This is a genomic window from Salinisphaera hydrothermalis C41B8 (assembly GCF_000732535.1).
GTDB lineage: Bacteria > Pseudomonadota > Gammaproteobacteria > Nevskiales > Salinisphaeraceae > Salinisphaera > Salinisphaera hydrothermalis.
The window spans coordinates 1-19,923 of record NZ_APNK01000049.1 but is presented as its reverse complement, the minus strand read 5'-3'; the positions used below and the strand labels follow the sequence as shown (position 1 = coordinate 19,923).

Here is a 19,923-nt window from a genome sequence, read left to right as displayed (position 1 = left end):
TTCCCAGGACCGCCGGAGCGCCGCTTGATCAAGTCTCCATACACCAGACTTGCATATAGCTCGATCAACCCCGGCGACTTGGCGTTAAGCGAGCGGCCACACGGCCGGCTTACAACGGCTTAGACGACACGGGCGGCAGGATCAAACCCGATCACCCGTCGATCCGAGCGCCGCATCGAATATGCAGCCGTCGGCGCTCGTCTCATCGAGCGCGCGCCGAATGATTATCGGCTCCGGCCGCGTGCCTTGCCGGCGTAGGGGTTATCGCTGTTCTTGAACACCAGTTGGATCGGCGTGCCGAACAGGTTGAAGTGCTCGCGAAAACGGCGCACCAGATAGCGCTTGTATTCGGCCGACAGCCGCTGGGTCTGATTGCCGTGAATCACGATGGTCGGCGGGTTGCGCCCGCCCTGGTGCGCGAAGCGCAACTTGATGCGGCGCCCGTGCACTGCCGGCGGTGCGTGCGCCGCCACCGCGTCTTCGAGCGCGCGGGAGAGCTGCGGGGTCGACATTTCGGCAAACGAGGCCGCATACGAGGCCTGGATCGCGTCCATCAGATCACGCAGCCCCGAGCCATGCAGCGCGGAGACAAACAACAGCGGCAGATAGTCGAACGCGCCCATGCGCTCGACCACTTTGGCGTGCAGTTTGGCGCGCTCGTCCTCGGACAGCCCGTCCCACTTGTTCAGTACGATCACCGCCGCGCGGCCCCGCTCCACCGCGAGATTGAGCAGACGGATGTCCTGGGTCGAAAGACCGGCGCGTGCATCGAGCATGAGCACCACGACCTGGGCCTGCTCGGCCGCCTGCATGGCCTTGATGACGCTGAGCTTCTCGATGCCGTCGTCGACCTTGGACCGGCGCCGGATGCCGGCCGTATCGACGATGACGTAGGGCTTATCGTCGAAGAAGAACTCGCTGGCCACGGCATCGCGCGTGGTGCCCGGCGCATCCTGCGTGAGCATGCGTTCATCGCCGACCAGCCGATTGACGAGCGTCGACTTGCCAGCATTCGGCCGCCCCAATAGGGCGAGCCGGATCGCATCGGGCCGATGCGCCCGTACCGCGGCACGGGGCTCCGGCAAGTCGGCGAAGACATGATCGAGCAACAGACCGACACGATCGCCGTGTTCGGCCGAAATCGCCCACGGCTCGCCCAGCCCGAGCGCATGGAACTCGGCGTTGGCGCTGACGCTGGCCTGGCCTTCGCTCTTGTTGACCACCACGAGCACCCGCTGACCGTTGCGACGCAGCCGATCCGCGATGGCTTCGTCGCCGGCCATCAGACCCTGGCGATAATCGACCACCATGAGCACCAGATCGGCCTCTTCCAGTGCGGCATCGGTCTGGGCCAGCGCGCGGGTGTCGATGTCTTCGTCGTCCTGGCCGATGCCGCCGGTATCGACCACGATGAAGCGCCGGCCGGCATGCGCGCCGAAACCGTACTGCCGATCACGCGTTACGCCCGGCTGGTCGGCCACCAGAGCGTCGCGTGAGCGCGTCAGCCGGTTGAACAGCGTCGACTTGCCGACATTCGGTCGGCCAACCAGCGCGATGACCGGGAGTACGGCCCCGCCGTCTGCCACGGATCAGCTGCCGCGGGCGTCGAAACGCACGGCGGCGACTTCGCCCCCGGCGCCGAGCACGATCGCCCGATCTCCGACCACCACCGGCTGCGCGCGGATCGCCTCGCCGAACGGCCGGCCACGGCCCTCGATGGAACCATCGCTGGGCGACAACCAGTGCAGATAACCTTCGTAATCGCCCACCAGAACGTGGCCATCGACCACGGCCGGCGCCGACAGCTTGCGGTATTTGAGCGCGTCCTGTTTCCAGACCGGCTCGCCGGTCGCCCGCGAGATGCCCCAGACCACGCTATCCATATCGGTGGCGTAGAGGTTGTTGTTGTCGGCCGCCAGATTGTTCTCGGAGGCGACCTTGTGCTTCCAGCCGATCTGGCCGCCGTTCTTGCTCAGCGCGACCAGCGAATCGCCGGCGCTGATGGCATAGATGGTGTTGCCGTCGATCAGCGGGTTGGCGTCGACGTCGACGATGCGATCGAGCTCGGAGCGACCTTCCGGCAGTGCGACCGTCTGCTCCCAGCGCTGTTCGCCGGTGGCCAGATCCAGCGCCTGCACCTTGCCGCCGTCCGTGCCGATATAAACCGTGTTGCCCTGGATGACCGGCGAGGCCGTGCCACGCATGGTCAGGTTCGGCACGTTGTCTTCGACCGTCCAGATCCGATCGCCGGTCGCCATGTCGAGCGCAGCCACATGGCCGTCGACAGTCCGCGCGACCACTTCCTTCGACGTGCCCGCAGGCGCGGCGATCACTTCGCTCGACAGATCCGCACTCCAATCCTTACTTCCGTCGGCAGCCGACAGCGCGATCACCTCGCCGTTGCGGGTGCCCACCAACAGCGTACCGTCGATTACCGACGGGCCGGCGATGAGTTTCTCATCGGTATTGACGTGCCAGACGCGATGGCCGTTGGCGAGGTTGAGCGCCACAACTTCGCCGTTGCTGTTGGCGACGTAAACTCGTCCGTTCGCAACCGCCGGCTCGAACCCGCTTTCGTATTTGCCGGCGCCATCACCGCCGTTGGCGTGCCACAGCACCTGCATCCGGAATTCCGGATTCGGCAGCTGGGTCAGCGGCTTGGGCTGCGCGATGGTGGAACCACCACCGCAGCCGGTCAAACCGACGGTGGCCGCGACGAGCAGCGGCGTCAGACAGGCAAGCGTGCGTCGATAATTCTTCATGAGTCGGACTTCTTCGAATCGGTCGGCATGTCGTCGTCGGCCTTGGCCGGCGCGGTCTGATCGAGCTTGTGCTGGAGCATCTGCTTCGGCGCATCCGACGGCAGATGGGACATCGCTTTCTTATAGGCGGCATGGGCCGCCGCGTCGTCGCCCTGCGCCGCATGGATATCGCCGGCAAGTTCGGCAAACAGCGAATCGAACGATGCCGGATGATCCCGATTCAGCAACTTGAGCGCCGCGTCGGGCTTCTTCTGCGCCCAGAGCACGCGCGCCTTGCGTACGGTGGCGATCTCGCGAATGCCCTTGCCGTCAGCGTTTTTTATCGCCCAATCGAGTTCGGCGGCCGCCTTGTCGAGCTTTTTCTGATCGACATAGTAGCTCGCCATCGACAGCGCCGCGGCACCGGCATAGGGGGTGCCGCTGTAGTCGCTCTTGAGCTTCTCGACGATGTTGTCGATGCCGCCGGTCACATTCTGAGCACTGATGCCCTGCTGAACTTCGGCATACATATCCGCGGCCTGCGCATCCTGGCGGTTGCTGTACCAGCCCCAGGCATACCAGCCACCGATCGCAAGCAAACCGATGAGCACGCCGACGATCGCGGCGGTGCCATTCTTGGACCACCAGCGCGCCAGGCTCGCCAGCTCTTCGTTGTTGTCGTAGTCCGCCATTCCCGTCCTTTGTCTCTTCGTTCTGTCGGCTGGGGTCGTATCAGCCGCGACCATCTGCCAGCAGTGCGGCGATACGTGCTGGTGCTTCGGACAGCCCCACGCGCTCCTGTGTCCGGTCGTCGGTCAGCGGTTTGATTTGAAGTGTATCGTCGGCGGCCTCGTCGTCGCCGAACACCAGCGCCAGCCGCGCCCCGCTCTTGTCCGCCTTCTTGAACTGCGACTTGAAACTGCCGCCCCCGGCATGAACCCGCAGCCGCAATTCGGGCAGCGCATCGCGCAATTGTTCCGCAAGCGCCGGCACCCGGGCACTGGCGGTATTGCCGGTATGCACCAGATAGGCCTGCGGCGCCAGATCGTCGAGCGGCACGCCCTGGGATTCCATCAGAGCAACCACACGCTCCACGCCCATCGCGAAGCCGGTTGCCGGCGTATCCGAGCCGCCGAGCTGGCTCACCAGACCGTCGAACCGCCCGCCGGAACACACCGCGTTCTGAGCTCCGAGATCGTCGGTGAGCCACTCGAACACGGTCCGTGTGTAGTAATCCAGGCCCCGCACCAGGCGCGGGTTGATCGTGTAATCGATTCCCAGCGCCTTGATGCCGTTGCACAGGCCCTGGAAATGCGCCGCGGATTCCGCGCCGAGATAGTCGGTCAGCGACGGGGCCGACGCGATCAGCTCGGCCATCTCGGGGTTTTTGCTGTCGAGAATCCGCAGCGGATTGCGATCCAGCCGGCGCTGGCTGTCGGCGTCGAGCGAGTCGTGGTGCGCGCTGAAATAGGCATGCAACGCATCACGATAGGTCGCACGCTCGACCGGGGTGCCAAGTGTGTTGATCTCGAGGCGCAGCCCGCTGATACCGAGACGCTTGAACAGCCGCGAAGACATCGCGATCTGTTCGATATCCACGTCTGGCCCGGTCTGACCGAAGGCCTCGACGCCGAACTGATGAAACTGGCGCTGGCGCCCTTTCTGCGGCCGCTCGTAGCGAAACATTGGGCCGACATACCAGAGCCGTTGTGTGGCGTTGTGCAGCAGGCCGTGCTGAACTCCTGCGCGCACGGCCCCGGCCGTGCCCTCCGGGCGCAACGATATCGATTCGCCGCCGCGGTCCTCGAAGGTGTAGAGCTCTTTCTCCACGATGTCGGTGACCTCACCGACGCCGCGCTCGAACAATCCGGTGCGCTCCATGATCGGCAACCGGATCTGCTCGTAACCGTAGGCCGCGAACACGTCGGCCGCGGTGCGTTCGAGCGTGTGCCACAACGCGTTCTCCGCGGGCAGGACATCCTGCATGCCGCGGATCGATTGAATACGCTGACTCATCAGATCCTTCTATACGTGACGGGCGATTAGCCGTTGCCGTTGTTGCCGCTGGAGTTGCCGTTGTTCGCGGCATCGACTGTAAGATGGGCGATGCCGCCGCCGCTCGTCTGCCCGGCGACATCCACCGGCTGGCCGCCGATGCTCACCTTCACCCCGGGCGCATAGCCGAGCGTGATCTTGTACGGCGGCTTACCGTTGAATTCCTTGGTATCGCCCGGTTTGAAGATGCCGGACGCCATACGATCGCCATTGGCATCGGTCACCCGGACCCAGGAGCGTTTACTGAACTTCAGCACCAGACGGTTGGGCGGCACCGACGGTTGGCTTGGCTGCTGCGCGGTGTTGTCACTACTGGCGGGCTGCGCGCCCGACCCGTTCGACGGATTGATGCCGAGCGTCTTATTGACGTTGCGTCCACCCGACTGCTGGCCCGTCGACGCCTGACCGCTGCTATTGCCGACCACATCGGGCGTACTCGGGGCCGTCGTGTCGCTGCCCCCGCTCGCGGCGCCTGCGCCCGTGGCGCTGGCCGTACTGCCGTCGCCGTTGTTATTGCCGGACGAGTCATCGCTCGACGAATTGAACTCGAACGTGGTGGTGCTCTGGCTGCTCTGGTCGGCGTTGTTGCTGTCGTTGCTGCCGGTGATCGCACCGGGCACGCCGCTGGACGGCAGCACGAACACCACGACCGCGATCACGACCACCACAATGAGTAGCAGGATGAACAGACCGCGAAAACGGAAACCGCCGCCAGGCGTGACATCCTGTGGAATGATGCCGGCGCCGATGGTGCCGTGATCGATTTTCGGCTTCGGCGCTTCGCCGGCAATCGCCGTGTAAGCGGCCATGATGCGCTCGACATCCAGGTCGAGCACCTTGGCACATTGCCGATAATAGCCGCGCGCGAAAACCGGCTGCGACAACGACTGAAAATCGTTGTCCTCGAGCGCCTCGACCGTGTGTGCGCTGAGCTTGGTCTGGGCGCAGAGGTCGTCGACGCTGTAATCGTGCGCCAGGCGGCCCTCACGCAGGATTTCGCCCGGGGTCTGCCCGTCGGATTTGTTACGAGTCAGCCCAGGCGACGTCGCCTCTTCCTCGGCGCCGCGCGCCAGCGCCGGCTCTTTCGGCTGATCGGATTGATCGTCGTGCGTAGCGTTCATTGACGCGATGACTCCAGTTGGCTCAGCGACCGTGTCGCCGTCGGCTGGTTCGCATTGTGGCGCTTGAGATAGGCCGCCGCGGCCGACCGATCTCCCAGCGCCAGCTCGATGCGCGCGGCCAGCAACAACTGGGCGGCATCGAGCTTGGTTGCAGCGTCGGCACGTTCGATAAACGCGCGCGCGCTCAAATAATTATGGGCATGGTATGCGATTGAGGCCAGATGCGTCAGGGCGGTCGCCTGCTTGGGGTCGGCCTTGAGTGCACGCCGGAAGTAGTCGGCCGCTTCATCGCGGCGATGCGCGCGGTACAGGCAAAGCCCGGCGTTGGCCAGACTATCGGCCCGATCCGCGGGGTTGCCGGCGCTCAGCGCCCGCTTGAAGTTGGCTACGCCCTGATCGGTCTTGCCCTGCTCGCATAAAAACGCGGCATAGCTGTTATAGACCTTGGGCGCCGGGCGGACCGACAGAGTTTTCTGGAAATACCGATTGGCCCGAGCCGGCTGATCGAGCCGTTCACTGACAACCGCCATGCCCCAGTTGGCCGTGAAATTATCCTTGTCGTAGCTCAGCGCTTTCTTGAACGCCTGCTGGGCTCGGTCGTTGACCCCTTTGTGCAGATAATCGGCGCCCACGTTGGCATTGGCCTCTGCCGCATCCTGACGGTTGACGCCGCCGTTGGTGGCACAGCCAGCAACCAGCAGCGATGCAGCCAGCACGAGCGGGATCGACAGCGCGCCCTGGCGTCGGCTCATACGCGCGAAGCCGGCTGCGATTCGACACGAATGGGCACGTCGCGAAAATGACGCTTCTGCTTGCTGCGAACACGCCCCACCAGCTGTCCGCAAGCGGCGTCGATATCGTCGCCGCGCGTGCGCCGTACGGTGGTTCGCAGCCCGCGCGAATGTAGCGCGTCCTGGAACGCCCGGATATCGGCCTCCGCCGGACGCTCGTAGCCCGAGCCGTCGAACGGATTGAAGGGAATCAGGTTCACCTTGGCCGGGCGGCTGCCGAGCAGCTTCGCCAGGGCCTTGGCATGGTGCGGCTGATCGTTGACGCCGGCCAGCAGCACATATTCGTAGACCACATGCGCCCGACGCTCCTTGCCCTGCACATAGCGATCGCAGGCCGCCATCAATTCGTCGAGCGGATACTTGCGGTTGATCGGCACGAGTTCATCGCGCAGCTCATCGGTGGGCGCATGCAGCGATACCGCCAGCGCCACATCGACTTCGGCCCGCAGCCGATCCATGAACGGCACCATGCCCGAGGTGGACACGGTTACACGTCGCTTGGACAAGCCGAAACCATAATCATCGAGCAGGATACGAATGGCCGGCACCACCGCGCGGTAGTTCGCCAGCGGCTCGCCCATGCCCATGAACACGATATTCGATAAGGCACGCTCGCCGTGCACCTTGCCCTGGGCCCGCAGGTCGTGCTCTGCCATCCAGACCTGACCGACGATTTCGGCCGTGGTGAGATTGCGATTGAGCCCCTGCTTGCCGGTGGCACAGAACGAACAATCCAGCGCACAACCGATCTGCGACGAAATACACAGCGTCGCCCGGTCGGCTTCGGGGATATAGACCGCCTCGATGGCGTTGTCCGGATCCATGTCCTCGGTGACCGCCAGCAGCCACTTGCGGGTGCCATCGCGGCTGGCCTGTTCGCGGATGCGGGCCGGCGGCCGGATTTCGGCGATCTCGGGCAGCCGATCACGCAGCTTTTTGGACAGATCGGTCATGGCCGAAAAGTCGGTCACGCCGCGGGCATAGATCCACTGCATGACCTGCTTGGCCCGGAAAGCCGATTCGCCATGTTGCTTGAAGAACGCTGCCATGGCTTCGCGATCCAGGCCGAACAGGTTCACGCGCGTACCGCTGGCGGTCGCGCTCGTTCGGATCGGGGTCGGGTTGTCGATGTCGGCGTTCGTCATGGCGAATCGGTTCCGATGGACTTCGGGTCGGGCGCGGTTAGCGCGGGCAGATGCCGCCCTGGCCGAAGAAGAAGTCGATCTCGGCTGCGGCGGTATCTTCGCCGTCCGAGCCGTGTACGGCGTTGGCGTCGATGGACTCGGCGAAGTCACCACGAATGGTGCCGGCTTCGGCTTCCTTCGGGTTGGTGGCGCCCATCAGATCGCGGTTCTTGGCGATGGCGTTCTCGCCTTCCAGAACCTGGACCATGACCGGGCCCGAGATCATGAACTCCACCAGGGCGTTGAAGAACGGACGCTCGGAATGGACAGCGTAGAACTTCTCTGCCTCTTCGCGCGACAGATGGACCATACGGGCGCCCACGATGCGCAGGTCGGCGTTTTCGAAGCGGCGATAGATTTCGCCGATCACGTTCTTGGCGACTGCGTCGGGTTTGATGATCGACAGGGTGCGCTCAGCGGCCATGGATTCTCCTACAAAAACAATACGATGGTTGATATCCGCCGGACGCTCGCGGCGTATACGCGCGGATAACCCGGCATTGTATCGCGGACAAGCCCGCCCTGTCAGGGTATCGAATGAATGGACGCGTACGCGAACGCCGGTTTACTATCGGTCAGCCGGCGCTCGCTGCGTCCCGTTTGCCTGCCGCGGCGCCCAAGCCGCGCCGGACGGCACCGCCGAGACGCTACACCATGAAGGACTCACCGCAGCCACAGGCATTCTTGGCGTGCGGGTTGTCGAACCGGAACATGCGATTCAAGCCTTCCGAACGGAAGTCGACCGTCGTGCCCGCGAGAACGGACATGTGCTTATGGGCCACCACGACCTTGGCGCCGTGGCTTTCGAAGACGTCGTCGTCCTCGCCGATCTCGTCGGCATAGTCCATCGTGTACATATAACCGCTGCAGCCGGATTTGCGCACGCCCACGCGCAGGCCCAGACCATGGCCCCGCTTTTCGAGCTGGTACTTGATGCGCTCGGCGGCTGCTTCGGTTACCCGCAGATCTTCGGTTTGCAGTGTCGTTTCGCTCATAACCTATTGTCCCAGATTGATCACCGCGTTGGACAACGCGTCGATCGCCAGCAACCCAGCGTATCGCTGAGTCGGGGTCAGAGCCAATGCCTTCTCGACATCGGCGAGTGTAACAGTATGCGTGATTTCGACTGTTTGAGCCGTCACGCGTTCACAAATCCAGTCCGCGCACGCGATCACGACCGGCGGCCCGAACGCCGCGAACGCCGCTTTCAGCCGGCCGTCGTTGCCAACGGCGAGAAACACCCGGCAGCGCGCATCCTCGCCGGGCGTATCCGCCGCGCCGCTGGCCGGCCAGGCATCGACCGCATCGGCATCCACCGCGTATGTCGGCCGCAGAAAGCGCGCCCGGATGGCGTCATCGGCGGCGCCGCGATTCATGCCGCCTCAGCCAGTGTCCGCAGTCGCCTGACTTCGTCACGGAAACGTTGAGCGGCGGCATCGATAGCGACCTCGTCCACGCCCGGGCCAAGCGAAAACCGGATGGTCGCGGCTGCCTCGCGCGGCGAGCGCCCCATCGCGCGTACGACGTGCGACGACTCGCCCTTGGCCGCGCTGCAGGCGGCCCCGGTCGAGACCGCGAGCGCCGGCTCGCCCTCATTCAATCCAGTGATCAATGCCGCACCGTGCACGCCGGTGACGCTCACGCTCAAGAACGGCGCCGCCGCGGTTTCGGGCCGGCCGTTGCGCAGCAGTCCGCCCAGCGGCGCCATGCCTTGCCATAGCCGCTCTCGCAGCCGCGCCCATTCCGGTTGCGATGCGATGCCGTGGCGCGCTGCCTGTGCTGCCGCCGCGCCGAAACCCGCGATCTGATGCGTCGGCAACGTGCCGGCGCGCAGGCCACGCTGCTGGCCGCCACCGATGATCTGGGCCGCAACACCGATCTTCGGTGCGCGGCGACGGACATAGAGCGCACCGATGCCTTTGGGACCGCCGATCTTGTGGGCCGACAACGACATCAGTGCGATCGGCGTCGCCGACACATCGATCGGCAGTCGGCCCAGGCTCTGGGCCGCATCCACATGCAGCGCGACACCGGCCGCGGCGCATTGTTCGGCGATCGCCGGCACATCATGAATCACGCCGGTTTCGTTGTTGACCTGCATGATCGACACGAGATCCGGGCCTTGTGCCACTGCGGCGGCCAGCGCGTCGTGATCGATCGCACCATGGGCGTCGACTTCCAGCCAGTCGACGGTCACGCCTTGTTTGGCCAGCGCCGAGAGCGTATCGCGCGTCGCCGGATGCTCGGTAACCACCGAGACGATGCGTGCGCCGGCGCCGATGAACTCGGCCACCCCGCGCAGGGCCAGGTTCGATGATTCGGTCGCACCGGAGGTCCAGACGATCTCGCGCGGCTCGGCGCCGATCAGCCCGGCCACCTTCTCGGCGGCCGCGTCGATATGCGCACAGGCTGCTCGCCCCTCGGCGTGCTGCGACAACGGATTGCCCGGCGCGCCAACCAGCACGTCGTGCATGACCTCCGCCACCCCGGGCGCAAGCGGCGCGGTCGCGGCGTGATCGAGATAGATCGACGCGCTCATCTCAGACGCGATCAGTGGTCGAGCGCTCGTCCTCGTCCAGGCGCGAGCTCAGCTGCTTGGTGAGCCGTTCCAGCTCGTCCTGCCGGCGCTCCAGCGCATCGATATGATCGAGCATGGCATCGATGCCGCGCGCGACCGGGTCGGGCATGTCCTGGGTGACGCCGTACATAGAGAAACCGATACGATCCGCGGTTTCCTTACGCCGGTCCTCGGGCGTGCCGTCCTTGCATTTGACCAGTTTGGCCGGCACGCCGACCGCCGTGCAGCCGGGCGGCACTTCCTTGACCACCACGGCGTTGGAACCGATACGCGCGCCCTCGCCGACGGTGAACGGGCCAAGCACCTTGGCGCCGGCGCCGACGACGACATCGTTTTCCAGCGTGGGATGCCGCTTGCCGGGGCTCCAGCTCGTCCCGCCGAGCGTGACCCCCTGATAGATCGTGCAATCGTCACCGATGACCGTGGTTTCGCCGATGGTGACGCCGAAACCATGGTCGATGAAGAATCGCCGGCCGATCACGGCGCCCGGATGAATCTCGATGCCGGTGAGCCAACGCGAAATATTGGAGATGATCCGCGCGATCAACTTCATGCCGTGCGTCCAGCACCAGTGCGCGACCCGGTGCCACCAGATGGCGTGCAGTCCCGGATAGGCGAGCACGACTTCCCACACGCTGCGGGCGGCGGGGTCGCGTTCGAATATCGCGTGCAGATCTTCCTTGAAGCGAGCAAACATCGGCTATTCCCAAACGTGGCGCCGCGGGTATGGGCGGCGCGGCCTGTCGCCGGCGCGCGCTATCGCGCGCATGCATTCGATTGTAGACGGCTATTTCGGGCCGAAAGCGCTGAGATCAAGTCTACAGGCCATCATCTCAGCAGAGCCGTCAATCCCCGGAGGCCGACGGCGGCTGTTTTTTCGTTTTTTTCTGCGATGACGGGCTCGCCTGGCGATTGGGAAGACCGCGCGGATCCAGCGCACGAAGCGCACCGCGCAGAATATTGGTCTCGATACGATCCGGCGCCGCGCGATTGAACAGCCGTCGCAGGCGGCGCATCAGGATGCGCGGCTCGTCCGGATCGAGAAAACCGGCCGCAACCAGCACGTCGTGCCAGTGCTGAAACAAGCCTTCCATATCGGCCGCGGGCACCGGCTCGTGCGCCGGACTCGCCGCGATGCCGTGGCCACTCGCCACGCGCAGCTCGTAGGCCACGACCTGCACCGCCGCCGCCAGGTTGAGCGAGCTGTATTCGGGATTGGTGGGCACCTGCAAATGCAGCTGGCAGCGATCGAGCTCGGCGTTGTTCAACCCCGACCGCTCGCGGCCGAACACCAGCGCGACCGGCCCGTTCACCGTGGCAGCCACGGCGCGGGTCGCGGCATCGCGCGCGTCGATCAACGGCCACTGGGTGCGCCGGGTACGCGCACTGGTGCCGATCGTGAGCACGCAATCGGCAACGGCCTCATCCAGCGAGTCGTACACCCGCGCGGCAGCCAGCACATCGTCCGCGCCGGAAGCGCGCGCCGTGGCTTCGGCATCCGGGTAGCGCTCGGGTGCGACCAGCGCCAGATCGGACAGCCCCATCACCTTCATCGCGCGCGCGGCCGCGCCGATATTGCCCGGATGCTGCGCCCCGACGAGCACGATGCGCAGTCGCGACAACGCGGCGGCGTCGGGCGTCGGGTGCTCGGACTCGGAATCGCTCATGGGCAGACGTTGATCAGAGGGAAATACGAGGGCGCTAATGTTACGCTAGCTTCTTTTTAGGCGCCCGCTTCATGCAACCCCTGACCAATATCGCAGTCACCGCCGCGCGCCGTGCCGGTGACGTTATCCTCTCGTATTACCGCCGTGGCGATACCGGCCAGGTCACCCAGAAGGCCGAGAACGATTACGTGACCGAGGCGGATCAGCGCTCGGAAGCCACGATCATCGATACGATCCGGCGCAACTATCCGGATCATGCCTTCCTGGCCGAGGAATCGGGCGATATCGGCGAATCGGATACCGTCTGGATCATCGATCCGATCGACGGCACGATGAACTTCATGCGCGGCATCCCGCACTTCTGTGTGTCGATTGCCTGTCGCATCAACGGCGTGGTCGAACACGGCGTCATCTACGACCCGGTCAAGGACGAGCTGTTCGTGGCCGAACGCGGCAAGGGCTCGAGCGTCGACGGCCGCCGCATGCGGGTATCTCATACGGTGCGCCTGCGCGAAGCCGTGCTGTCCACGGGTTTTGCCTATCGCCGGCATGGTGATATCGCCAGCTATATGCCGTTGTACAACCGCATGCTGTCGGCGAGCGGCCATATGCGCCACTCCGGTTCGGCCGCGCTCGATCTCGCCTATGTCGCCGCCGGCCGGCTCGACGGCTATTGGGAAATCGGCCTGTCGGCCTGGGATCTGGCAGCCGGCATGCTGATGGTGCGTGCCGCCGGCGGCATCGCGAGCGATGCCCACGACAACGACGCGGACCCGCTGGAAACCGGCAATATCCTGGCGACCAACCCGAAGCTCTACCCGCAGATGCTCGACAAGATCGTGAAAACGCCGCGCGGCGGGCGCTGATCGCAACACTCTGGGCCGGGCGGGTGCTCGCCCGGCATGCTGATCACGTCATTCCCGACGCGGCTATCAACATGCGATTCCGTTTTCTCGTCTTCGACGGGCTCGAAGAGCTCGATCTACTCGGGCCCTGGTACTCATCGGCGTCTGGGCCGATTAGGACAACAGACCCGAGGAGCGACTGCTCATCGGCGAGTCCGGCGCCGGCATTCGCTGTGCCAAGGGGCTGGCGCTGAGGCCCGACACGACGCTGGCGCGCTCGACGCGCTGCTCGTGCTCGGCGGGCGAGGCAGCCGCGCGGCGGCCGTGAATCCCGTGTACTCGATTTCATACGCGATCATGCCGAACGCGCACCGCTGCTTTCGGTCTGCGGCGTGCCGGCCTACGTGCATCGCTGAGTCGGCGCAATCGTGCGCATAAAAAAGGCCGTCGAGTCATCGACGGCCTTTTCGTTCCCTCGGTTTCAGGTCATCGCTAACGCGTGACGCGCGCTGCCTTTTCCGCATCCTCTTCCTTCGGCGGGAAGAGATCCTGGGCGGATAGCTTGAAGTACAGCGCCAGAGCGCTGGCCACGAAGATCGACGAGTACGTGCCGGTGACGATGCCCACCAGCAGCGCCGCGGCGAAGCCGTGAATCACCGGCCCGCCAAGGAAGAACAGCGCCAGCAGCGTCATGATCGTGGTGCCGGATGTCATCAGCGTGCGCGACAGTGTCTGGTTGATCGCAGCGTTGGCGACTTCCTTCGGCGTGGCCTTGCGCATCCGCCGGAAGTTCTCGCGGATACGGTCATAGACCACGATCGTATCGTTGAGCGAGTAACCGAGTACGGCCAGCAGTGCCGCGAGCACGGTGAGATCGAAATCCATATGGGTGAGCGAAAACACCCCCAGCGTGATGACGATATCGTGCACCAGCGCGGCCACGGCGCCGGTCGCGAGCTTCCAGTGGAAGCGAAAGATGACGTAGATGAGAATTGCAATCACGGTGTAGAGCAGCGCAAGCGCGCCCTTGTTCACCAGCTCGTTTCCGACCTGCGGGCCGACGAACTCGACCGACTGCAGCTTCGCGCCCGGCGGGCCGGACTTGAGCGCATCCATTACCTTGTCGCCCACGGTCGCCGCCTTCTTGCCAGCCGAGGCCGGCAACCGGATCAGCGCGGTTTCGGCACTGCCGAAGTGCTGGACGGTCGGCTGCTTGTAGCCGGCGGCGCTGAGCGCGCCACGCACCTTGTTGAGGTTGACCTCCTGCGGGTACTGGACATGCACCACCACGCCGCCGGTGAAGTCGATGCCGAACGAGAGCTTGCCGACGCCGAGCGACACGCAGGACACGAGCAACACGAGCGCCGACACGATCACCGCATAGCGGCCTTTGCCGATGAAATCGATCTTGGTGTTGGACTTGATCAGACGCATGGCAGGGCTCCTAGATCGAGAGCTTTTTGAGCCGCTTGCGACGGCCGTAGATCAGGTTCACCACCGCTCGCGTACCGATGATCGCGGTGAACATCGAGGTGACGATGCCGAGGCTCAGTGTCACGGCGAAGCCCTTGACCGGGCCGGTGCCGAAACCGAACAGCATCAGAGCGGCAATCAGCGTCGTGATGTTGGCATCGAAGATCGAGGTAAACGCCTTGTCGTAACCGGTCTTGATCGCCGACTGCGGCGTATTGCCCGCATCCAGCTCCTCGCGAATACGCTCGAAGATCAGCACGTTGGCATCCACGGCCATACCGATCGTCAGCACGATACCGGCAATACCCGGCAACGTGAGCGTGGCCTGGATGATCGACAGCGCGGCGACCACCAGCACCAGATTCATGAACAACGCCAGGTCGGCGATGATGCCGAACATGCCGTAGTAGATCGCCATGAAGGCCACGACGACCAGGAAGCCGACCACGACCGCCCGCTCGCCCTCGGCGATGTTATCAGCACCCAGGCTCGGCCCGATCGTACGCTCGGACACGATATTAACCGGGGCCGCCAGCGCGCCCGCGCGCAGCAGCAGCGCCAGGTCATGGGCCTCGCCCCGCTGCAGACCCGTGGTCTGGAAGCGCTTGCCGAACGCACTCTGGATCGTGGCCACGCTGATGACCTTCTGTTCCTTGTGCTGCGTGGTGACCTTCTTGCCGTTCTTGTAATGCGTCTCGAAGCGGGTCTCGGTATACAGCACCGCCATCGGATCGCCGATGTGCGACGAGGTTACGTTGAACATCTTGCTGGCGGCCTGCCCGTCGAGCGTGACGAATACCGCCGGTTGATTGGTCTTCTGGTCGAAGCCGGCCGAGGCGTCCACCAATTGATCACCCGAAGCGATCACATCGTCCTTGAGCAGGATCGGCTGCCCGTTCTTCATGTGATACAGCTGCGTGCCTTCCGGGATATTGCCGGTTTTCTCTGCCTGCTCCGGGTCATGGCCCTGGGCCACGAGACGATACTGAAGCGTGGCCGTCTTGCCGAGCAGACGCTTGGCCTGGGCCGTGTCCTGCACGCCCGGCAGTTCCACCACGATCCGATCCTGCCCCTGACGCTGGACCAACGGCTCGGCCACGCCGAGTTCGTTGACGCGATTACGCAGCGTGGTGAGGTTCTGCTCCAGCGCGAAGTTGCGAATATCGTGCTTGCGGCTGGGCGTGAGCGTGGCCACGAGCGTGTTCTCGGCGTTCGGCGCCGCCTTGAACTGCAGGTTGCTGAACTGGCTCGGCAGCGCGTCCTGTGCCTTGTTCATGGCAGCGGCGTTCGGGAAGATCAACTTGATCGAATCGCCGTCGCGATAAGCGCGCTGATAGCGGATCGACTGGTCGCGCAGATAGTGCGGCACGTCGCGCGCATAGCGCTCGTAGGTGTCCTTGAACACCGTGTCCATGTCGACCTGGAGCAGGAAATGCACCCCGCCGCGCAGGTCGAGGCCCAGCGACATCGGCTGGGCGCTGATCGCCCGCAGCCAGCCCGGCGTGGACGGTGCGAGATTCAGTGCGACCGTATAGTTGTCCCCCAGCTTGCGCTTGAGGGCGTCAGCGGCCTTGAGTTGTTCGTCCGTCCCGCCGTAGCGCGCCAGCAGGCGGCCATCGTTCAAGGTCACGGTCTGTGCCGGAATGTCCGCGTTGGACAGAATGGTCTTGACGCGGTCTTCCAACTGCGCGGTCGCCGCGTCGCCGTTGGCCCGCGATATCTGGACCGCCGGCTGTTCGCCGAACAAATTGGGCAGCGCATAGAGCACGCCGACGACCAGCACGACGACGAGCAGTAGATATTTCCACAGCGGATAACGATTCATAAGACCCCGATCAGTCGCAAGACGCCGTTCGCTCGCGCAGCGAACTTACAGCGAATCCATCGTGCCCTTGGGCACCACGCTGGTTACCGACGATTTCTGGACTCGGATCTCGACGTCCTTCGCCACTTCCACGACCAGGAAGTTCTCGCCGACTTCGCGGATGCGACCGGCCACACCACCGGCGGTGATGATCTCGTTGCCCTTGGCCAGGTTCTCGATCAGCTTCTTGTGTTCCTTCTGCCGCTTCATCTGAGGACGGATCACGAGGAAGAACATGATCGCGAAGAACACGACGATCATGCCGATCGAATAGATGGCGCTGCCGCCTTCGGCACCGCCGCCGCCCGCCTGGGCGTGTGCGAGAGGAATCAGAAAGTTCATAGAAAAAGCCCTCGAAGGTAGCGCTGACTGCGCCGCAAACAAGCCGCACAGTATGCCATAGGGTTTGTTGCGACCCGACTACGACGGACATGCCCCGCCGGATCGATGTTCAAGCGTAACCGCCATGCGCGGCCTGGGGCGTACCCCGCCCTTCCGCGCCGGTAAAGAAATCGCGCATGAAGGCCGCATATTCGCCGGCCTCGATAGCGCCGCGAATACGCTGCATCAGTCTTTGGTAGTAGGCGAGGTTGTGCCAGGTGTTCAGGCGCGCGGCCAGAATCTCGCCGCACCGATACAGATGATGCAGATAAGCCCGGCTGTAGTGGCGACAGGTATAGCAGTCGCAGCTCGCATCCAACGGACCGGTGTCGTGCTTGTGCACGGCGTTCTTGATCTTGACCACCCCGTCGTGGGTGAACAGATAGCCGTTGCGCGCGTTGCGCGTGGGCATGACGCAGTCGAACATGTCGATGCCATAGGCCACCGAGGCCACCAGATCGGCCGGCGTGCCCACGCCCATGAGATAACGCGGCGCATCCGCGGGCGTTCGGGGCAACACACCGGCCAGCACGGACGCCTTGTCTTCCCAGCCCTCGCCGACCGAGACGCCGCCGATGGCATAGCCGTCGAACCCGATATCCACCAGCGCAGCCATGGATTCGGCGCGCAAGTCGTCGAACACGCTGCCCTGATTGATGCCGAACAGCTTGTTGTTCGAGTCGCCGTGCGCGGCACGACAGCGCGCGGCCCAGCGCATCGACAGCTGCATCGATTGGGCCGCGTCCTGCTTGGACACGGGGTAGTCGGTGCATTCGTCCAGACACATCACGATGTCCGAATTCAGCGCGTGCTGAACCTCGATCGAACGTTCCGGCGACAGATACTGGCGCGAGCCATCCAGCGGCGAACGAAAAGCCACGCCGTCCTCGGTGAGCTTGCGCATTTCGGCCAGCGACCACACCTGAAACCCGCCGGAGTCGGTGAGAATCGGCCGATCCCAGTGCATGAACCCGTGCAGACCGCCGTGGGCGCCCACGATTTCGGTGCCCGGGCGCAGCATCAGGTGATAGGTATTGCCGAGCACGATTTCCGCGCCGAGCCCGGTCAATTCCTCGGGCGTCATGCCCTTGACGGTGCCGTAGGTCCCGACCGGCATGAAGGCCGGCGTCTCGACGGTGCCATGCGGCAAATGCAGACGGCCGCGGCGCGCATTGCCGTCCCGGCCCAGAGCTTCGTAGATCATGGCGGCGCAGTGTAGAGCCGTCCGCTGAGCGCGTCGACCGCCGTGTAGCCGCGCGCATCCCCAGCCGATTCACGGTCCCGCCAACTCATGCTCGCGGCACACCGCGAGCGCCGCGCCGGGATGGCTCGCGCGCCCGGTTGCGCGCCGTTCGGAGATCGCCATGAATCCCGATTGAGTCGTACACAATCCTGTGTCTAGACTGGCGGCCATCGCTCGTTGCTGCCGGGGAACCGTTCCATGCCGCCCATCGCCCGCTCGTCCGGCCTTCTCATCATCATGGCCGCTCTGTTATGGAGTTCGATGGCCGCGGCGGCCAGCCGTACCCCGCTCGACAACCTGCGCGCGCTGGCTCGACATGCCCATGTCAGCGCGATGGTCGTGCGACTGAGCGATATGAAAACGATCGCGGCCATCAATCCCGACGAAAGACTCCGCCCGGCATCGGTCAGCAAGCTGTTTTCCGCGTCGGCCGCGCTGCAACAGTTCGGCCCCGAACACCGGTTCACCTCGCGTTTTGCCAGCCATGGGCCCATCAGCCACGGCACGCTCAACGGCGATCTGGTGTTCGTGGGCGGTGGCGATCCTTCGCTGGACAACCGCCACCTGCACGAACTGGTCATGCGGCTCAAGGCGCGCGGCGTGGACAAGGTCACCGGTAATCTGGTGGTCGACGACGGTCTGTGGGGCACCGTGCCTTGCCTGACCGAGGACCGCTGCGACGCCCGCGAGCGCGCCTCGCACTCCTACAGTGCCCCGCTATCCGCGGCCGGCGTGAACTTCGGCACCGTCATGGCCACGGTCTATCCCGGCGCGGCCGCCGGTCGCGCGACGCGAGTCGTGCTGCACCCGGCGGATCTGCCCGGCTACGACATCGATAACCAAGTGAAGACCGGGCCCGCGAACTCCAGGGCCGGCATGGTGGCATGGCGTACCTACGATAATGGCCGCTCGACGCTGCATATCCGCGGTTCACTGCCGGTGGGCTACGGCCCCTACGATTTCCAGCGCGCCGTCACTGGCGCAGCCGCCGAGACCGCTCGCGTGCTCTCCGCCATGCTCGCCAACGCCGGCATCCATATCGCTGGCGCCGTGACCACTCGCAGCGGCGACGTCAAAAATGAGGGCGCCACGCTGGCCCGGGTCAAGAGCGCCTCGCTGGCCGAGCAGCTGATCCCGATGATGGCGTACTCCAACAATTACATGGCGGACACGCTGGCCCTGGACGTCGCGGCGGCCAGCGGCTACAACCGGCCGCTGTCGCTGCCGCGCGCTTCTCAGGCGCTGGAAGCCCTGTCCGAACGGGCCAACAAATTCGCCTACCCCACGGTCTCGACCGGGGGCGGCACGTTCGACAGCGGTAGCGGGCTGTCGCTCGGTAACAGCGTCTCGGCTCGAGATCTCGTCTCGCTGCTCGACTATATGTTTCATCAGAACGCGCTGTTTCCGTCGTTCTACGGCAGCCTGCCGGTGCCGCTGTCGGCGCCCTCTCGTACGCTCAAACGCGGCAATTTCGATTTCGAGACACGCCTCGTCGCCAAGACCGGCACGCTGACCGAGCCGGTCACCGTGCGCGCCCTCGCCGGCTATTTGCGCCTGGATAATGGCGGGTTCGCCGCTTATGGCATCGTAATCAACGGGACGAAGTCGGATCCGAACCTCACCTACCAGCAAACCGTCACGGCGTATCAGAACGACCTGGAATCGATTCTCGCGCACTATTAAGAGCCTATTCCAATAGGCTCCAGGCTCGATCGGCACAACATGCTTTCCCAAGCCCGGGGGGCGCAGGTATACTGCGCGCTTCGCACCGTGCCCGGGTGGCGGAACTGGTAGACGCGTCGGACTCAAAATCCGATTCTGGTGACAGAGTGCGAGTTCGAGTCTCGCCCCGGGCACCACCTCTAATTCCAAGGCGTTCCTACAACGCCTCCAGAAAGCCCGCCAAACATAGCTTTCGGGCTTTTATTTGGTTCATCGCACTTTACCGGGAAACGCGGCTTTGATTTTGAGGAAGAAGTA

At 64.5% G+C, this 19,923-nt stretch carries 19 protein-coding genes and 1 tRNA gene; 3 read left to right on the top strand and 17 right to left on the bottom strand.

What is annotated here, in order from left to right; all coding sequences use genetic code 11:
* Positions 1 to 224 precede the first annotated feature (224 nt).
* The 13 genes from der to C41B8_RS17985 form a co-directional block, all read right to left on the bottom strand.
* Positions 225 to 1,586 (bottom strand): ribosome biogenesis GTPase Der, encoded by a 1,362-nt coding sequence (gene der / locus C41B8_RS18045; RefSeq protein ID WP_051883756.1) that lies wholly within the window; start codon positions 1,584 to 1,586, stop codon positions 225 to 227.
* 3 nt (positions 1,587 to 1,589) lie between these two features.
* Complete coding sequence (gene bamB / locus C41B8_RS18040) at positions 1,590 to 2,762, bottom strand: outer membrane protein assembly factor BamB (protein ID WP_051883755.1); 1,173 nt, start codon at positions 2,760 to 2,762, stop codon at positions 1,590 to 1,592.
* Positions 2,759 to 3,433, bottom strand: coding sequence for a YfgM family protein (locus tag C41B8_RS18035; RefSeq protein WP_051883754.1), 675 nt, complete (start codon positions 3,431 to 3,433; stop codon positions 2,759 to 2,761). Before C41B8_RS18035 ends, bamB begins: the two co-directional genes overlap by 4 nt.
* Before the next feature lie 40 nt (positions 3,434 to 3,473).
* Positions 3,474 to 4,757 carry a histidine--tRNA ligase gene (gene hisS, locus C41B8_RS18030; protein WP_037341431.1) on the bottom strand — a complete coding sequence of 428 codons (1,284 nt, stop codon included), beginning with the start codon at positions 4,755 to 4,757 and terminating at the stop codon, positions 3,474 to 3,476.
* Between the two features lie 26 nt (positions 4,758 to 4,783).
* Positions 4,784 to 5,917 carry a helix-turn-helix domain-containing protein gene (locus C41B8_RS18025; RefSeq protein WP_037341429.1) on the bottom strand — a complete coding sequence of 378 codons (1,134 nt, stop codon included), beginning with the start codon at positions 5,915 to 5,917 and terminating at the stop codon, positions 4,784 to 4,786.
* On the bottom strand, positions 5,914 to 6,669 hold the full coding sequence (gene pilW, locus C41B8_RS18020) for a type IV pilus biogenesis/stability protein PilW (protein WP_037341428.1): 756 nt from the start codon (positions 6,667 to 6,669) through the stop codon (positions 5,914 to 5,916). The genes C41B8_RS18025 and pilW overlap by 4 nt, the downstream gene beginning before the upstream one ends.
* Positions 6,666 to 7,853 carry a dual-specificity RNA methyltransferase RlmN gene (gene rlmN, locus C41B8_RS18015; RefSeq protein WP_051883753.1) on the bottom strand — a complete coding sequence of 396 codons (1,188 nt, stop codon included), beginning with the start codon at positions 7,851 to 7,853 and terminating at the stop codon, positions 6,666 to 6,668. The genes pilW and rlmN overlap by 4 nt, the downstream gene beginning before the upstream one ends.
* A gap of 37 nt (positions 7,854 to 7,890) precedes the next feature.
* On the bottom strand, positions 7,891 to 8,316 hold the full coding sequence (ndk, locus tag C41B8_RS18010; protein ID WP_037341426.1) for a nucleoside-diphosphate kinase: 426 nt from the start codon (positions 8,314 to 8,316) through the stop codon (positions 7,891 to 7,893).
* Between the two features lie 223 nt (positions 8,317 to 8,539).
* Positions 8,540 to 8,887 (bottom strand): HesB/IscA family protein, encoded by a 348-nt coding sequence (locus C41B8_RS18005; RefSeq protein WP_037341424.1) that lies wholly within the window; start codon positions 8,885 to 8,887, stop codon positions 8,540 to 8,542.
* Between the two features lie 3 nt (positions 8,888 to 8,890).
* Positions 8,891 to 9,268: an iron-sulfur cluster assembly scaffold protein gene (locus C41B8_RS18000; RefSeq protein ID WP_037341422.1), complete on the bottom strand. Its 378-nt coding sequence runs from the start codon at positions 9,266 to 9,268 to the stop codon at positions 8,891 to 8,893.
* Positions 9,265 to 10,431, bottom strand: coding sequence for a cysteine desulfurase family protein (locus tag C41B8_RS17995; RefSeq protein ID WP_037341420.1), 1,167 nt, complete (start codon positions 10,429 to 10,431; stop codon positions 9,265 to 9,267). Before C41B8_RS17995 ends, C41B8_RS18000 begins: the two co-directional genes overlap by 4 nt.
* A 1-nt stretch (position 10,432) precedes the next feature.
* Complete coding sequence (gene cysE, locus C41B8_RS17990) at positions 10,433 to 11,167, bottom strand: serine O-acetyltransferase (RefSeq protein WP_037341418.1); 735 nt, start codon at positions 11,165 to 11,167, stop codon at positions 10,433 to 10,435.
* Between the two features lie 148 nt (positions 11,168 to 11,315).
* Positions 11,316 to 12,137 (bottom strand): RNA methyltransferase, encoded by an 822-nt coding sequence (locus C41B8_RS17985; RefSeq protein WP_051883752.1) that lies wholly within the window; start codon positions 12,135 to 12,137, stop codon positions 11,316 to 11,318.
* 71 nt (positions 12,138 to 12,208) lie between these two features.
* On the opposite strand from C41B8_RS17985, the gene C41B8_RS17980 reads away from it, so the two are divergent.
* Positions 12,209 to 13,003: an inositol monophosphatase family protein gene (locus tag C41B8_RS17980; RefSeq protein ID WP_037341415.1), complete on the top strand. Its 795-nt coding sequence runs from the start codon at positions 12,209 to 12,211 to the stop codon at positions 13,001 to 13,003.
* Between the two features lie 471 nt (positions 13,004 to 13,474).
* On the opposite strand, the gene secF is transcribed toward C41B8_RS17980, so the two are convergent.
* The 4 genes from secF to tgt form a co-directional block, all read right to left on the bottom strand.
* A complete protein-coding gene (secF, locus tag C41B8_RS17975; RefSeq protein ID WP_037341413.1) occupies positions 13,475 to 14,416 on the bottom strand; it encodes a protein translocase subunit SecF in 942 nt (313 codons plus the stop codon).
* 10 nt (positions 14,417 to 14,426) lie between these two features.
* Complete coding sequence (gene secD, locus C41B8_RS17970) at positions 14,427 to 16,280, bottom strand: protein translocase subunit SecD (RefSeq protein ID WP_037341411.1); 1,854 nt, start codon at positions 16,278 to 16,280, stop codon at positions 14,427 to 14,429.
* A gap of 45 nt (positions 16,281 to 16,325) precedes the next feature.
* Positions 16,326 to 16,661: a preprotein translocase subunit YajC gene (gene yajC, locus C41B8_RS17965; protein ID WP_037341409.1), complete on the bottom strand. Its 336-nt coding sequence runs from the start codon at positions 16,659 to 16,661 to the stop codon at positions 16,326 to 16,328.
* Between the two features lie 109 nt (positions 16,662 to 16,770).
* Positions 16,771 to 17,904, bottom strand: a complete 1,134-nt coding sequence (tgt, locus tag C41B8_RS17960; protein WP_037341407.1) for a tRNA guanosine(34) transglycosylase Tgt — start codon at positions 17,902 to 17,904, stop codon at positions 16,771 to 16,773.
* Between the two features lie 276 nt (positions 17,905 to 18,180).
* Between tgt and dacB the strand changes: the two genes are divergently transcribed.
* Positions 18,181 to 19,626 (top strand): D-alanyl-D-alanine carboxypeptidase/D-alanyl-D-alanine endopeptidase, encoded by a 1,446-nt coding sequence (dacB, locus tag C41B8_RS17955; protein WP_198025286.1) that lies wholly within the window; start codon positions 18,181 to 18,183, stop codon positions 19,624 to 19,626.
* Between the two features lie 89 nt (positions 19,627 to 19,715).
* Positions 19,716 to 19,802: transfer RNA gene (locus tag C41B8_RS17950), tRNA-Leu, on the top strand.
* The last annotated feature ends 121 nt before the right edge of the window (positions 19,803 to 19,923 follow it).

Bases quoted from the DNA above. Each gene is read 5' to 3' on its own strand.
- hisS (WP_037341431.1), bottom strand. From the start codon at position 4,757: ATGAGTCAGCGTATTCAATCGATCCGCGGCATGCAGGATGTCCTGCCC.
- cysE (WP_037341418.1), bottom strand. From the start codon at position 11,167: ATGTTTGCTCGCTTCAAGGAAGATCTGCACGCGATATTCGAACGCGAC.
- bamB (WP_051883755.1), bottom strand. From the start codon at position 2,762: ATGAAGAATTATCGACGCACGCTTGCCTGTCTGACGCCGCTGCTCGTC.
- dacB (WP_198025286.1), top strand. From the start codon at position 18,181: ATGGCCGCTCTGTTATGGAGTTCGATGGCCGCGGCGGCCAGCCGTACC.
- C41B8_RS18035 (WP_051883754.1), bottom strand. From the start codon at position 3,433: ATGGCGGACTACGACAACAACGAAGAGCTGGCGAGCCTGGCGCGCTGG.
- C41B8_RS18005 (WP_037341424.1), bottom strand. From the start codon at position 8,887: ATGAGCGAAACGACACTGCAAACCGAAGATCTGCGGGTAACCGAAGCA.
- tgt (WP_037341407.1), bottom strand. From the start codon at position 17,904: ATGATCTACGAAGCTCTGGGCCGGGACGGCAATGCGCGCCGCGGCCGT.
- C41B8_RS17985 (WP_051883752.1), bottom strand. From the start codon at position 12,137: ATGAGCGATTCCGAGTCCGAGCACCCGACGCCCGACGCCGCCGCGTTG.
- rlmN (WP_051883753.1), bottom strand. From the start codon at position 7,853: ATGACGAACGCCGACATCGACAACCCGACCCCGATCCGAACGAGCGCG.
- C41B8_RS18025 (WP_037341429.1), bottom strand. From the start codon at position 5,917: ATGAACGCTACGCACGACGATCAATCCGATCAGCCGAAAGAGCCGGCG.
- pilW (WP_037341428.1), bottom strand. From the start codon at position 6,669: ATGAGCCGACGCCAGGGCGCGCTGTCGATCCCGCTCGTGCTGGCTGCA.
- secF (WP_037341413.1), bottom strand. From the start codon at position 14,416: ATGCGTCTGATCAAGTCCAACACCAAGATCGATTTCATCGGCAAAGGC.
- secD (WP_037341411.1), bottom strand. From the start codon at position 16,280: ATGAATCGTTATCCGCTGTGGAAATATCTACTGCTCGTCGTCGTGCTG.
- C41B8_RS18000 (WP_037341422.1), bottom strand. From the start codon at position 9,268: ATGAATCGCGGCGCCGCCGATGACGCCATCCGGGCGCGCTTTCTGCGG.
- C41B8_RS17995 (WP_037341420.1), bottom strand. From the start codon at position 10,431: ATGAGCGCGTCGATCTATCTCGATCACGCCGCGACCGCGCCGCTTGCG.
- yajC (WP_037341409.1), bottom strand. From the start codon at position 16,661: ATGAACTTTCTGATTCCTCTCGCACACGCCCAGGCGGGCGGCGGCGGT.
- ndk (WP_037341426.1), bottom strand. From the start codon at position 8,316: ATGGCCGCTGAGCGCACCCTGTCGATCATCAAACCCGACGCAGTCGCC.
- C41B8_RS17980 (WP_037341415.1), top strand. From the start codon at position 12,209: ATGCAACCCCTGACCAATATCGCAGTCACCGCCGCGCGCCGTGCCGGT.